The organism is Stenotrophomonas maltophilia (assembly GCF_002799155.1).
Taxonomy (GTDB): Bacteria; Pseudomonadota; Gammaproteobacteria; order Xanthomonadales; family Xanthomonadaceae; genus Stenotrophomonas; species Stenotrophomonas maltophilia_R.
This window is the reverse complement of record NZ_NERD01000002.1, coordinates 3,697,366-3,710,667: the sequence shown is the minus strand read 5'-3', so window position 1 is coordinate 3,710,667 and position 13,302 is coordinate 3,697,366. Positions and strand designations below refer to the sequence as shown.

The window sequence follows — 13,302 nt, the reverse complement described above, 5'->3', positions numbered from 1 at the left end:
GCGCCATTCGGGGCCGGGACGTCGGCGCCGGCCGACCGGCGTCGAAATCAGCCCTAAAGTTGGCAGGATTTTTGCAGATAACCCAATAGCACCCACCGTGGCTGGCGCCGTAGGCGCCCGTGACCGGAATTGGAACAGGGGCCGGTACAGGCGCACGGTGGGGGAGCAGGGGGCCGGCAGTCGGGGGACTGTCCGGCCCTGTTTTTTGGGGCTGTCGGGAAGGCCCCATCCACGCATGGCGTGGATCTACCGGCGCTGGGGCTCTCGCCGGTGGGCGACCCGGCAAAACAAACGGCCCCGCATTGCGGGGCCGTCTGCCTTCAGAGGTGTCGACATCCGACAGGGCCGGAACAGGGGGGATCCAGATGTTCCTGTCGGATATCGACGTAGAGCTTCTTGCGGCGGCCCTTGTCGTTTTTGTCACATTGTGACGCGGGCCGTCACTGGTCCCGTAGAGTGCGGCTTGGACCGGGTGAAATGCAAGATGGTTCAGCGCTCAACTGTGCGCTGCGTCCCACGATCCATGTTGCGCCAGGGGGAACCGTTCATCCTCGGCGCACTCGGCGCCGGGGCCGGACGGGCCTGCGGCGGAGGCGCTGACGGCTGGATGTTCGACTGCGGCGGGCGACGCATCGAGTCCATGTTCCGCCACGGCGAACCGCCGTTGTACGACGGCCGCGACGGCGGCGGCGGACGATTCTCGCCACCATTGCCGGGCGGGCGCGGCGGCGGACGGTGGTTGTGCGGCGGGCGGTAGATCGGGCGCGAGTAGTACGGATTGCCATAGCCGCCGTAGTAACCGCCATAGCCACCGTAGTACGGGTAGCCATAGTTGTAGGGATAGCCGGCCGGGTAGCGGTATTCCACCGACGGCGCACCGTGGTAGTAGCCGCCACTGCGGCCACCGCCGACGTAGTCGTAGGTGGTGCAGCCGGTCAGGGCCAGCATCAGGCCGCCGGCAAGCATCAGGCGCGTTTTCATGGTGGATCCCCCCAGAGGACGGGTTGTGCAGTCAGCTTCGTGCGCAGGCGTTGAATCGGCCCTTAACTTCGCTGGCCAGGATGAATGAAGGTGAAGGCCCTCATGCTGGCATGACCTGTGCCGGGGTCGCCAGCGCGGAACCATACGTTAATCTTGCGTCATGAGCGATTCACTGTTGCCCTGTGCCGACGATGTCCTGGCTGCCGCTGCGCGGATCGCGCCGCACGCCAGCGTGACCCCGGTGCTGCGCTCGCGCACGCTTGATGCGCTGGCCGGCGCGCCGCTGGCGTTCAAGGCCGAACACCTGCAGCGCGGCGGCGCGTTCAAGTTCCGTGGTGCCTGCAACGCGGTGTGGTCGTTGGATGCCGATCGCGCCCGTGCCGGCGTGGTCACCCATTCCTCCGGCAACCACGGCGCCGCTTTGGCCCTGGCTGCGCGGACCCGAGGCATTCCCTGCCATGTAGTGGTGCCCGAAGGTGCGGTGGCGGCCAAGCTGGCCAACATCGCCCGGCACGGTGCCACCCTCTGGCGCTGCCCGCCGACCGTCGCCGATCGTGAGGCCGCCTGCGCCAAGGTGCAGGCCGATACCGGCGCGACCCTGGTCCATCCGTATGCGGACCCGGCGGTGATGGCCGGACAGGGCACCGCGGCCCTGGAACTGCTGCACAGCGACGGCCCGTTCGATGTGCTGGTGGTACCGGTGGGGGGCGGTGGCCTCGCCAGCGGTACCGCGCTGGCCCTGCAGCTCGCCAGCCCGCAGACCCGGCTGGTGCTGGCCGAACCGGCCGGCGCCGATGACACCGCACGTTCGCTGGCCGCAGGCGAGCGCCAGGGGGCTTTCACACCGGACACGATCTGCGATGGCCTGCGTACCCTGATCGGCGCTCCCAACTTCGCGCTGCTGCGCGCGGCCGGGGCCGAGGTGATCGTGGTCGATGACGCCGCCACCACGGCCGCGATGCGCTTGCTGTGGGAGGTGCTCAAGCAGGTGGTCGAGCCGTCCTCGGCCACCGTGCTGGCCGCGGTGCTGGCACAGCCGCAGCGATTCGCCGGCCTGCGCGTGGGCCTGGTCCTGTCCGGAGGCAATGTCGACCTGCCCGCGCTGCGCTGGGGGGCGCCGTGAGCCGCGACCGGCACCGGCCCCGCACCGGCCTGCTGGGGTGGCTGTGGCGACTGTTCGTGCTGCTGGTGATCTGGCTGCTGGGCGTGACCGCTTGGATCGTCTGGGTCGGTGAGCGCGACCAGGCCGCCAAGGCCGACGCCATCATCGTGCTGGGTGCGGCGGCCTATGACGCCAAGCCGTCGCCGGTGTTCGAAGAACGCATCCGCCATGGCCTGGATCTTTATGAGGCCCAGTACGCGCCATTGCTGATCTTCACCGGTGGCTATGGCGGGACCGGCGCGCGCTTTTCCGAATCGCAGGTGGCGCGGCGTTATGCGCTCAAGCATGGCGTGCCGGACGACGCGATCCTGATCGAGACCGCCTCGCGCAACACCGTGCAGAACCTGGTCGAAGCCAAGCGGTTGATGGACCAGCGCGACCTGCACCGGGTGATCATCGTCAGCGACCCGTTGCACATGGCGCGCGCGCTGCGCCTGAGCAAGGCGCTGGGCATCGACGCACTGGCCTCGTCCACGCCCAGTACGCGCTTCCGCAGCTTCCACACCAGCTGGCGCTTCCTGGTGCAGGAAATCTATTTCTTCCACCGCGACCTGGTGCGCCCGCCGCTGAGTTCGCCGGCCAATACCTGAGCAGCTGCCTGCTTTGGGTGAGTGCCAACCTTGGTTGGCACAATGCTGGCGGCGCCGCGATCTGATGGGGTGTGCCAACCAAGGTTGGCGCCTACCGGAGCGTTGTGGTCAGGTCTGCTTGCGCCGGATCGGAATCGCCGACACCGGCACCGAGGCCACGTCGTGCCCGCCTTCGCGGATCGGTGCGCCCGGGTCCGGAGCCCAGGCGTGGGCATAGATCACTTCCCAGCTGCTGGGCAGCTTGCCGTCGGCGCGCCGCATCGGTTCATACGCCGCTGCCGCAGCGGCGAAACGGCCACGCCCGGTCAGCGTGTGGCGGCGGTCCACCCGTGCGTTGGTCGCGCCCATCGCGCGCAGCTCGCGCATCAGCGAGGGCAGGTCGTCGTAGGTCAGGGTGAACAGGTCGCGGTCCAGCACCGGGTCGCGGAAGCCGGCCATCATCAGCGCATCGCCGAACTGGGCGATCTGCGCGAAGCGGCTCACGTGCGGGCGGTCATCGGCGGCGGCGAACGCTTCGTTGAGTTCAACCAGCGTTTCCGGGCCGAAGGTCGAGCACAGCAGCAGGCCACCGGGCTTGAGCACGCGACGGAACCCGGCAAATACCGCCGGCAGGTCGTCCACCCACTGCAGGCACAGGTTGCTGAAGATCACGTCCACGCTGTTGTCGGCCAGCGGCAGCGCGGCGGCGTCGCCGCACAGGCGCTGGAACGGCTTCCACCAGCCAGCCTGGCGCTTGGCCTGGTCCAGCATCGGCAATGCCACGTCCAGCGCGATCACCTGCGCCTTCGGCCAGCGCTTTTTCATCAGTGCACTGGCGTGGCCGGTGCCGGCGCCGATGTCCAGCACCACCTCCGGCTTGCGCGCCTCCAGGTAGTCCAGCGATTCGATCAGCCGCGCCTGCACCTCGCGCTGCAGGGCGGCGGCGGCGTCATAGCTGTTGGCGGCGCGGGCGAACGCGCGGCGGACATGGCGGGCATCGAAGTGGGACGGCATTGCGAAAGTCTCTTAGAACGTACCGGGGTAGGCGCCGCCGTCGATCAGCAGGTTCTGCCCGGTGAGGTAACCGGCCTGTGCACTGCACAGGAAGGCGCAGGCGGCGCCGAATTCATCCGCCGTGCCGAAGCGGCCGGCGGGGATCTGCTGGCGGCGGCGTTCGGCCACTTCCCCAGCATCGCCATCCTTGCCGGCACTGTGGGCGAAGTTGGCGCGCAGGCGATCGGTATCGAACTGGCCGGGCAGCAGGTTGTTGATCGTGACGTTGTGCGCCACGGTGCGGCGCGACAGGCCGGCGACGAAGCCGGTCAGGCCACTGCGCGCGCCGTTGGACAGCGCCAGGATGTCGATGGGTGCCTTCACCGCCGAGGAGGTGATGTTGACGATGCGGCCGAAGCCACGCTCGATCATCGCGTCCACGGTGGCGCGGATCAGTGCGATCGGCGCCAGCATGTTGGCGTCCAGCGCAGCGATCCAGTCGTCGCGCTCGAAGGCGCGGAAATCGCCGGGCGGCGGACCACCGGCGTTGTTGACCAGGATGTCCACCTGCGGGCACGCGGCCAGCGCCGCAGCGCGACCGGCTTCGGTGGTGACGTCGGCGGTGACTGTGCGCACTTCGGCGGCGCCGGGCAGGGCACGCAGTTCTTCAGCGGCCGCCTGCAGGGCGGCTTCGCCGCGGGCCACGATCACCACGTTGACGCCCTCACGCGCCAGCGCACGCGCGCAGCCCAGGCCCAACCCCTTGCTTGCGGCGCAGACCAGTGCCCAGCGGCCGTTGATACCCAGATCCATGCGTCAAACCTGCGGAATTCGGAAGGCGCTCATTGTCCGCCATTGGCCGGTGACAGGCCGGCAACGAAGTGTTGCAGGGCGGCGGCGACCTCGTCTGCATGGCCGAGAAACGGCGCATGGCCGCCGTGGGCGATGGTCAGCGCCTGAGCGCCTGGGGCCAGCGAGGCGGCGGCCTGCATGGCGAGCGGCGACACCAGCCGGTCGCGCTGGCCGGCGATCCACAGGCTGGGTTTGCCCAGCGTCGGCAGTGCGCCGCGCAGGTCGGTGCTTTCCAGCAGGCGCAGGCCTTCCAGCAGCGCACGTTCGGTGGGCGCACCGCGCTCGACCAGGCGCTGGCGCAGCGTGCGCAGCTCCTCGCGGGCATGTGCCGAGCCCATCACGTCCAATGCCAGGAAGCGCTCGAGGGTGCCGCCGAAGTCGCTGGCCAGCTCGCGGCCGAACTGCTCGAACACCGCCGGTTCCACCGCATGCGGCCAGTCGTCGCCACGCACGAAGCGCGGTGTGGCCGCGATCATCGCCAGCCCGCGCACCTTCGGCAGCGTGGCCGCCGCATGCAGCGCAAACAGGCCACCCAGCGACCAGCCGCACCACACTGCTGGTGGCGTGGCTGCAGCAATGGCGTTGACCACGAACGGCAGGCGCAGCGGCGTGGTGTCCTCGCGGCTGTGACCGTGGCCCGGCAGATCAACCAGATGCAGGGTGAAGCGATCGGCCAGGCGTTGTACCAGCGGCGCGAACACACCGCCCTGCAGGGCCCAGCCATGGATCAGTACCAGGTCCGGCCCCTGGCCGGTGACGTCGATATGCATGGGAAAACGGCAACAGGCTCAGGCAAAGACAGGCAGCGGCGGCGGCGCGGCCTCACGCGCGGCCAGCTCGACGCGATCGCGCGCGCTGGCGATGGCTTCGACCAGGCCACGCACCTGCTCGGGGGTGTGCAACGCGGACAGGGTGACGCGCAGGCGCGCCTTGCCATCGGGAACCGTGGGCGGGCGGATTGCTCCGACCAGCCAACCGGCCTGTTCCAATGCTTTGGACATCGCCACGGCGCGCTGGTCGTCGCCACACAGCAGCGGCTGGATCGGCGTTTCCGAGGCCATCAGGTCCAGGCCATGGCGGCGGGCTTCGCCGCGGAACAGCGCGATCAGATCGGTCAGTTTCGAACGCCGCCAGTTGTCACGGCGTGCCAGGCGTACCGCTTCGAGCGCTGCGGCGGCCAGCGGTGGCGGCATCGCCGTGGTGTAGATGTACGGGCGCGCCGTTTCGGCCAGGTGCTCGACCAGGTCATCGCGGCCCAGCACCAGCGCGCCGGAACCGCCCAGCGCCTTGCCAAGGGTGACCAGCTGCAGCGGCACATCGTCCACGCCCAGTCCCGCAGCCGCGACCGTGCCACGGCCATCGCCCACCACGCCCACGCCATGCGCATCATCCACATAGAACAGCGCCTGCTGCAGGCGTGCCACAAGCGACAATGCACGCAGCGGTGCGATGTCGCCATCCATGCTGAAGACACCATCGGTGGCCAGCATCGCCGCACCATCTGGTGCGTGCTTGAGCTGGCGCATCGCACCTTCCGCATCCAGATGCGGATAACGGCGCAGGCGCGCACCGGCCAGCCGCGTCGCATCGAGCAGGCTGGCGTGGTTGAGCTTGTCCTGCACGCACACGTCGTTCTCTTCGCTCAGCAGCGCCTGCTGCACGGCCAGGTTGGCGGCGAAGCCGCTGCCGAACAGCAGCGCGCGCGGGTAGCCCAGCCATTCCGCCACTTCGCGCTCCAGCGCGTCATGCAGGGCGTGGTGGCCGCAGACCAGATGCGAGGCACCGGCGCCGGTGCCTTCGCGCGCGGCCGCATCCTGCAGCGCGTTGACCACGCTGAACTGCTGGGCCAGGCCCAGGTAATCATTGCTGCAGAAGCCGGTCAGCCACTGGCCGTCCACTTCCAGGCGGATGCCATCACGACGGGTGACCGAGCGCCGCGTGCGGCGACGACCTTGGGCATCGCGCAGGGCGCGTTGGGCGTGGAGGCGGGCGGTCAGGTCGGGGCGGGCCATGGCGGCTGAATGCGGCGACGGGGCGGCTAGGGTAGCGCGTTGCCGCGACGCCTGCTTGTGCCCCGTCTCAGGCCGCGTGAGCGCAGCCACAGCCGGGGGTATCGGCGCTGATATCGGCGTGCACGGTGCCGCCGTGGTCGTGGCCCTCGGCATCCACCTGCACGGCCATCGGCTGCAGGCCCAGGCGTGCGAACAGGGCCAGGTCGCGCTCGCGCTCCGGGTTGCCGGTGGTCAGCAGCGTGTCGCCGTAGAAGATCGAGTTGGCACCGGCCAGGAAACACAGCGCCTGCAGTTCGTCGCTCATCGCTTCACGCCCGGCCGACAGTCGCACCATCGAGCGCGGCATGGCAATGCGTGCCACCGCAATCATGCGCACGAACTCGAACGGGTCCAGCTCGGCGCTGCCGTGCAGCGGCGTGCCCGCCACCTGCACCAGCTTGTTGATCGGCACCGAATCGGGATGTGCCGGCAGCGTGGCCAGCGCCAGCAGCAGGCCGACGCGCTGCGCGCGTGTCTCGCCCATGCCGACGATGCCGCCGCAACAGGTCTTCAGGCCGGCATCGCGCACGTGCTCCAGCGTGTCCAGGCGGTCGTGGTACTGGCGCGTGTGGATGATCGAATCGTAGTAGTCCGGCGCGGTGTCGAGGTTGTGGTTGTAGTAGTCCAGTCCGGCGTCCTTCAGCGCACGCGCCTGCTCGCCACTGAGCATGCCCAGCGTGGCGCAGGTCTCCAGGCCCAGTGCCTTCACCCCGGCAATCATTGCCGCCACCTTCGGAATGTCGCGGTCCTTCGGCGAACGCCATGCGGCACCCATGCAGAAGCGCGAGGCACCGGCGGCCTTGGCCTGGCGTGCCTTGGCCAACACTGCGTCGGTCTCCATCAGCTTCTGCGCGTTCACCCCGGTGCTGTAGCGCTGCGCCTGCGGGCAGTACGCGCAGTCTTCCGGGCAGCCGCCGGTCTTCACCGACAGCAGCGTGGAGACCTGCACCTGGGATGGGTCGAAATGCTCGCGGTGGACCGCTGCGGCGCGGAACAGCAGCTCGGGGAACGGCAGATCGAACAGCGCCTGCAGTTCGTCGTGTTGCCAGTCGTGGCGGATGGCAGCAGCCATGGCGGGACCCTGGATACGAGTGGAGCGAGGGCGGCAGTGTGGGTGGGTTGGTGAGCGCTGTCAACTCAATTGCTTCTAATTTGGTTTACATTGATCGGCCGCCATGAACGGGCGCTACGGTGTAAGTTCATTGCTGCATACGGACGCGCGAGCACGTGCCATGAACAGCTACCAGTCCTACCCGATCCGTCGCGACGCGGTGCTGTGCAGCCTGGCCGAACTTCCTGACGGCGGCCTGCGCGTGGTGCTGGATGATCTGCGTCAGGCCGATGCGAAGGGGCAGTGGAAGAATCACGCCTTCGTGACCTTCAAGGACTACCCGGCAGGGGAGCTCGATCCGGCGATGCTGCCGAAGGAGGAACTTGAAGCATTCGATCACTATGTCTTGGTTCGCTTGTTGGCCATCAATGGCTGCCTGCGCGATACGGACGAACGCTCCGACAACGATGCCCATCTCACTGACCAGGAGCGGCAGAACATCGCCGCGCTGACCGACGAGGACATCGCCTGGATCGATGCGCAACTGCTTTCCCATTGCGATGGGCAGTTCCGAAAGATCGCCTACATTGTGGGCATGGTCATGTCGCTGCAGCCGAAGTGCCGATCGGGAATTCCAGATGTGTTCTATGCACGGCGTGTACGCATGCTGGTAGAACGGGGCATGTTGCAGGCGCAGGGCGACCTCACGCGGATGGGCTGTTGCGAAGTGCGCGTCCGGCAGTAGGCTTGCACCAACCAGGACCTGGTTGGAACTGTGTTTACATCTACCTGCTGCAAGGACACATGCTGAAGTCCATTCAGAAGATGGCGGCAGCTGAGGCAATGAAAGAAGAATGCACATGGAACCGGACGCGATGCCGCAGGGCGGAAAGCTGCTGATACTCGATCTGGATGAGACGCTGGTGCATGCCAGCGAGCGTGAACTGGAGCGACCCGCGGATTTACGCCTCGTCGGCTACCACGTCTACCTGCGGCCCCACCTGCAGGCATTCCTCGACTATGCCTTTGCCCATTTCACGGTGGGTGTGTGGACGTCGTCCGGGCAACTGTATGCCGAACCGCTGGTGGACCAGCTGATGCCGGGGCGTCCGCTGGCGTTCCTGTGGTCCGCGCCGCGGTGCAGTATGGCCCGTGATTGGGAAACCGGCGGTTACACCTCGCAGAAGCGGCTGGGCAAGTTGAAGCGCCACGGCTTCCGTTTGGAGCAGATGATCGGTATCGATGACACGCCCGGCAAGTACGCCAGAAACTACGGAAATCTGGTCGAGGTGCGTGAGTTCACCGGTGATCCGGCTGATGACGAGCTGGCCCATCTGCAGCTGTATCTGGAGTGGCTGCGGCAGCAGCCCAACGTGCGCAGCGTGGAAAAGCGCCGGTGGCGGGAGCGCCTGCCCGTTTAGCGGTGTGCGCACGGGGCTGGTTGCCGGAACGGCCCGTGTCCGGGCATTTCACCGCATCCTGCAAGGCCTTCAGCCACAGTAACCGCTGTCCGCCCGTTTCCGCTCCGTCCACACTGCCCCGCATGACCGATCTCCATCGCCTCCGCGGCCGCATCACCGCGCTGGTTCTCAGCGAGGCCTGGCGCCGCCGCGCCGCGCTCTGGGGCGGCGCCGTGGCCGTGGCACTGGTGGCCATCCTGTTCGCCAAGGCCAGCGACGCGGCCTTCCACCTGTTCCAGCGCATCACCTCGCACTCGCCGTGGTGGGCGCTGCTGCTCACGCCGGGCATCTTCGCGTTGTTGGCGTGGCTGACTGCGGGCGTGCTGAAACCCACCCGCGGCAGCGGTATTCCGCAGGTCATCGCTGCGTTGGACAAGCCAGATGAGTCGTTCCGGAAAACCAACCTTTCGCCTGCGGTGTCGGCCGGCAAGTTGCTGCTGACCTCACTGTCGCTGCTGGGTGGTGCATCGGTCGGGCGCGAGGGGCCCACCGTGCACGTAGGCGCAAGCCTGATGTATCTGTTTGGCCGCTGGTTCGGCTTCAAGGATCCCCGCGAGCTCTCGCACTTCCTGTTGGCCGGTGGCGCTGCTGGTATTGCGGCGGCGTTCAACACGCCGCTGGCCGGCATCGTCTTCGCCATCGAGGAGCTCAGCGGCCGTTTCGAGCATCGCTTCTCCGGCACCCTGCTGACCGCGGTGATCGTCGGTGGCGTGGTGTCGCTGGGCCTGCTCGGCAACTACACCTACTTCGGTCATGTGAGCGCGCGGCTGCCGCTGGGCCAGGGCTGGCTGGCGATCCTGTTGTGCGGTGGGGTGGCGGGCCTGCTGGGAGGCCTGTTCGCGCGCGCCGTGCTGGCGAGTGCGGCGGGCCGTCCGCGTTGGCTCGGGCAACTGCGGCAGCGGCATCCGGTGCTGTTGGCCGCGGGCTGCGGTCTGGTGGTGGTACTGCTCGCCCTGGTCTTCGGTGAAGGCGCGTTCGGCACCGGCTACGAGCAGGCGCGCAGCCTGGTGCAGGGACAGGCGATGGTGGGCCATGAGTTCGGGTTGATGAAGCTGCTGGCCAACCTGGCGTCGTACGTGGCGGGCATTCCCGGTGGCCTGTTCTCACCTGCGTTGGCGGTCGGCGCGGGACTCGGCCACAACCTGGCCGTGCTGATGCCGGGCGTGGATCCACGCGCGTTCGTGCTGCTGGGCATGTGCGCCTACCTGACCGGCGTCACCCAGGCGCCACTGACCTCGGCGGTGATCTCGCTGGAGCTGACCGACAGTGGTGACCTGCTGCTGCCGATCCTGGCCACGGTACTGATTGCGCGCGGCGTGTCCGGGCTGGTGTGCCGGGTGCCGATCTACCGTGGGTTGGCGGAGTTGTTGATGGTGCCGGCCGTTGCGCCACTGGGGCCTGGACAGGGCGAACGCCTTTCCTGACGGGCGGCACCCTCCGCAGCTGCGGGCATTTCCGATACTGCAAATGGTGCTTCGCCGATAGCTGCACGCGGGAAGCGCAATCAATCATGTGGGATGCTCCTGCGTTCGGCAACCCGTGTCTCCCGCGCACTGCTTGGTGTCCTGCTGCCACTGCGCTGTCTGGTTTGTGGCGAGCCGGGCCACGACGAACTTGATCTGTGCCACGCGTGCCTTGCCGAACTGCCCTGGGCTGGCCGGGCTTGCCTGCGCTGCGCGTTGCCGCTGCCCGAAACCGCTCTGATCGTCTGCGGCACCTGCCGCGAGGAGGTACCGCCACAAGCCGCCACACATGCCAGCCTGCTGTACCTGCCGCCGGTCGACCAGTTGCTGGTCCGCTACAAGTTCCATCAGGACCTGGCGGCCGGGCGCCTGCTCGCGCAACTGATGCAGGGCGCACCGCCGCCGTGGTCGTGTGCGCCGCTGGTGCCGGTGCCGCTGCACAATCGCCGATTGCGCCAGCGCGGCTACAACCAGGCCGCCGAACTGTGCCGGTTGCTGCCGATGCCGGTCTGGCAGGGCCTCTACCGGCGCCGCCACACCGCGCCGCAGTCCGAGCGCAGCGCAGAGCAGCGCAGGGACAACCTCTTTGACGCATTCGGCACGCGCTTGTCGCCGCCGACACGGCTGACCGTCGTGGACGATGTGATGACCACCGGCAGCACAGTGATGGAAATCGCCGAGACCTTGCGGCTGGCCGGTGCCAGGGACGTGCGTGTATGGGTGTGCGCACGGGTGCCGTAACGGCCGCAGCGATTGATGCCGCATGACGGCTGCTGAAGGATGCCCATCCTTCAGCGTATGGTGCTCGACTGCGTCACCGCAACGGGTACACGGATGCAAAGACCCTAAAGTTCCGCGCACTCCCGCCGATAGCGGTTGGCGGTCGAGTCGGTGCTGGCCGCATGTTCTCTCTGCACGATGTCTGTTCACAGCCCCGGGTCTGTACCAATGCTGGACAAGGAAGTCGTTGATGGGTAACAGAAAAGCAGGATGCAGCGTGCGTGCCGTTCTGGGCACTGCGGGACTGTTGTGGATCGGCGTCGTGCATGCGCAGTCGGCCAGTCCCTCGTTCGCCGAGCAGCAGGAACTGCGCGAACGCGCCGAGCGCGAGGCGCGCGAGCGTGAGCAGCGGCAGGCATTGCCGGATGTATCACGCGAACAGCCGGCCGCCGCCACCGATCTGCGTTCGCTGGAACTGCCGGACGAAGAACCGTGCTTCACCTTGCAGCAGCTGCAGCTTGACGGCGCGCATCTGGGGCAGTTCGCGTTCCTGCAGCGCTATCTCGACCGCTACCGTGGCGGCTGTGTGGGACAGCAGGGCATCGCGCTGATCGTACGGCGTGCTTCGGATCTGGCGCTGGCCAAGGGCTACGTGACCACCCGCATCGGCCTGCCCGAGCAGAGCCTGGGCAGCGGAACCCTGCGCCTGCAGCTGGTGCCGGGCGTGATCCGGCAGATCCGCTTCAACGCGGAAGAGGTACCCGATTCGATGTGGAAGAGTGCGTTTCCCGCGCGGCCGGGGGACGTACTCAATCTGCGCGCGTTGGAACAGGGCCTGGAGCAGCTCAAGCGCGTTCCGTCGCAGGACGTGAACATGGAGCTGGTGCCGGGCGAGGTGCCCGGCGAGTCGGACGTGGTCATCAGCATCCGCCACGGCAAGCGATGGCGTGCCTCGGTGTCGCTGGATGATGCCGGCAGCCGTGCGACCGGAAAGCAGCAGGTCGGCGCGACCGCGTGGGTAGACAACCTGGCTCGCGTCAACGACCTTTTCAGCATTGGCGTCAGCAGCGACGGCAGTGCCGACAAGGGCCGGGGTACCCACGGCTTCAATGCATCGTGGTCGGTTCCGCTGGGCAACTGGCGTTTCAGCACCAGCACCTACAGCTCGCGCTACAAGCAGACCATCGCCAGCAACGCCGACACGTTCGCCAGCACCGGCACCTCCAGCAACGTCGATCTGGCCGTGGAAAGGCTGCTGGTGCGTGGCCAGAGCTATCGCAGCGGCATCGAGCTGCGCGTGGCGCAACGGTCGTCGCACAGCTACGTGGAAGGCGTGGAGATCGAAGGCCAGCGCCGGCGTACCACCTCGGTCGAGCTGGCGCTGCTGCACCGCCAGTACCTGGGGCGGGTCCAGGCCGATATCCGCCTGGCGCACCGCCGCGGCGTGCCGTGGCTGGGAGGCAATGATGACGCCGTGGGCCGTGATGACCTGGCGCCGACGTTCCGCTATGGGCTGACCACGCTGGATATCGGTGCCGGTGGCGCCCTGACCTCCGGGCCGCGCCCGCTGGCATGGAACACCGCGCTCCGCTACCAGTGGAGCGAGGACACGCTGTACGGCTCGGAGTTCATCAGCGTCGGTGGCCGCTATACCGTCAACGGCTTCGATGGCGAGGTGCCACTCGGCGGCAGCCGTGGCGGCTATTGGCGCAACAGCATCAGCTGGATGGCACATCGCGCCATCGCGCCCTATGCGGGCATCGATATCGGCCACATCGAGCGCGACGACCGCCAGGGTATCGGCGGCGGAACCCTCAGCGGCGCCCACCTGGGTGCACGTGGCGAGCTGGGCGGATTGGCGTGGGATGGCTTCGTCGGCGTACCGATGAGCCGCCCGGCGTGGCTCAAGCATGAGGCACGCGGTCACGTGATCGGATTCCGCGCGTCCTGGCAGTTCTGATTCGACTGGAAGCACCGTCGCCGCGTGGCGACGTGATCGG

Annotated in this window: 13 protein-coding genes; 7 read left to right on the top strand and 6 right to left on the bottom strand. The window is 67.8% G+C overall.

Going from position 1 to position 13,302, the window contains the following annotated elements:
* Positions 1-489: 489 nt before the first annotated feature.
* Complete coding sequence (locus B9Y82_RS17695; protein WP_100474487.1) at positions 490-981, bottom strand: hypothetical protein; 492 nt, start codon at positions 979-981, stop codon at positions 490-492.
* Between the two features lie 160 nt (positions 982-1,141).
* Here B9Y82_RS17695 and B9Y82_RS17690 point away from each other — a divergent pair, with 160 nt between their 5' ends.
* Both B9Y82_RS17690 and B9Y82_RS17685 read left to right on the top strand, forming a co-directional pair.
* Positions 1,142-2,104, top strand: a complete 963-nt coding sequence (locus B9Y82_RS17690) for a pyridoxal-phosphate dependent enzyme (protein WP_100474484.1) — start codon at positions 1,142-1,144, stop codon at positions 2,102-2,104.
* On the top strand, positions 2,089-2,733 hold the full coding sequence (locus B9Y82_RS17685; RefSeq protein WP_202908162.1) for a YdcF family protein: 645 nt from the start codon (positions 2,089-2,091) through the stop codon (positions 2,731-2,733). The genes B9Y82_RS17690 and B9Y82_RS17685 overlap by 16 nt, the downstream gene beginning before the upstream one ends.
* Positions 2,734-2,841: 108 nt before the next feature.
* Here the strand turns inward: B9Y82_RS17685 and bioC are convergent, their stop codons facing one another.
* The 5 genes from bioC to bioB all read right to left on the bottom strand — a co-directional run bounded on the left by bioC (position 2,842) and on the right by bioB (position 7,680).
* Entirely contained in the window at positions 2,842-3,726 is an 885-nt protein-coding gene (gene bioC, locus B9Y82_RS17680) for a malonyl-ACP O-methyltransferase BioC (RefSeq protein WP_100474481.1), read from the bottom strand.
* Between the two features lie 12 nt (positions 3,727-3,738).
* Positions 3,739-4,518 carry an SDR family oxidoreductase gene (locus B9Y82_RS17675; protein ID WP_100474480.1) on the bottom strand — a complete coding sequence of 260 codons (780 nt, stop codon included), beginning with the start codon at positions 4,516-4,518 and terminating at the stop codon, positions 3,739-3,741.
* Between the two features lie 29 nt (positions 4,519-4,547).
* Entirely contained in the window at positions 4,548-5,327 is a 780-nt protein-coding gene (gene bioH, locus B9Y82_RS17670; protein ID WP_100474479.1) for a pimeloyl-ACP methyl ester esterase BioH, read from the bottom strand.
* A gap of 18 nt (positions 5,328-5,345) precedes the next feature.
* The gene (gene bioF, locus B9Y82_RS17665) at positions 5,346-6,569 is read right to left on the bottom strand and encodes an 8-amino-7-oxononanoate synthase (protein ID WP_100474476.1); all 1,224 of its coding nucleotides are present in this window, start codon (positions 6,567-6,569) and stop codon (positions 5,346-5,348) included.
* A gap of 67 nt (positions 6,570-6,636) precedes the next feature.
* Entirely contained in the window at positions 6,637-7,680 is a 1,044-nt protein-coding gene (bioB, locus tag B9Y82_RS17660; RefSeq protein WP_100474473.1) for a biotin synthase BioB, read from the bottom strand.
* Between the two features lie 160 nt (positions 7,681-7,840).
* Here bioB and B9Y82_RS17655 point away from each other — a divergent pair, with 160 nt between their 5' ends.
* From B9Y82_RS17655 to B9Y82_RS17635, 5 genes are all read left to right on the top strand, one after another.
* The gene (locus B9Y82_RS17655) at positions 7,841-8,404 is read left to right on the top strand and encodes a DUF3658 domain-containing protein (RefSeq protein ID WP_100474470.1); all 564 of its coding nucleotides are present in this window, start codon (positions 7,841-7,843) and stop codon (positions 8,402-8,404) included.
* A 115-nt stretch (positions 8,405-8,519) separates the two neighbouring features.
* Complete coding sequence (locus B9Y82_RS17650) at positions 8,520-9,080, top strand: HAD family hydrolase (protein WP_202908133.1); 561 nt, start codon at positions 8,520-8,522, stop codon at positions 9,078-9,080.
* A gap of 122 nt (positions 9,081-9,202) precedes the next feature.
* Positions 9,203-10,543, top strand: coding sequence for a chloride channel protein (locus B9Y82_RS17645; protein WP_100474467.1), 1,341 nt, complete (start codon positions 9,203-9,205; stop codon positions 10,541-10,543).
* A 93-nt stretch (positions 10,544-10,636) separates the two neighbouring features.
* Positions 10,637-11,323: a ComF family protein gene (locus B9Y82_RS17640; RefSeq protein WP_100474464.1), complete on the top strand. Its 687-nt coding sequence runs from the start codon at positions 10,637-10,639 to the stop codon at positions 11,321-11,323.
* Between the two features lie 256 nt (positions 11,324-11,579).
* On the top strand, positions 11,580-13,262 hold the full coding sequence (locus B9Y82_RS17635; protein WP_238381634.1) for a ShlB/FhaC/HecB family hemolysin secretion/activation protein: 1,683 nt from the start codon (positions 11,580-11,582) through the stop codon (positions 13,260-13,262).
* Positions 13,263-13,302: the final 40 nt, after the last annotated feature.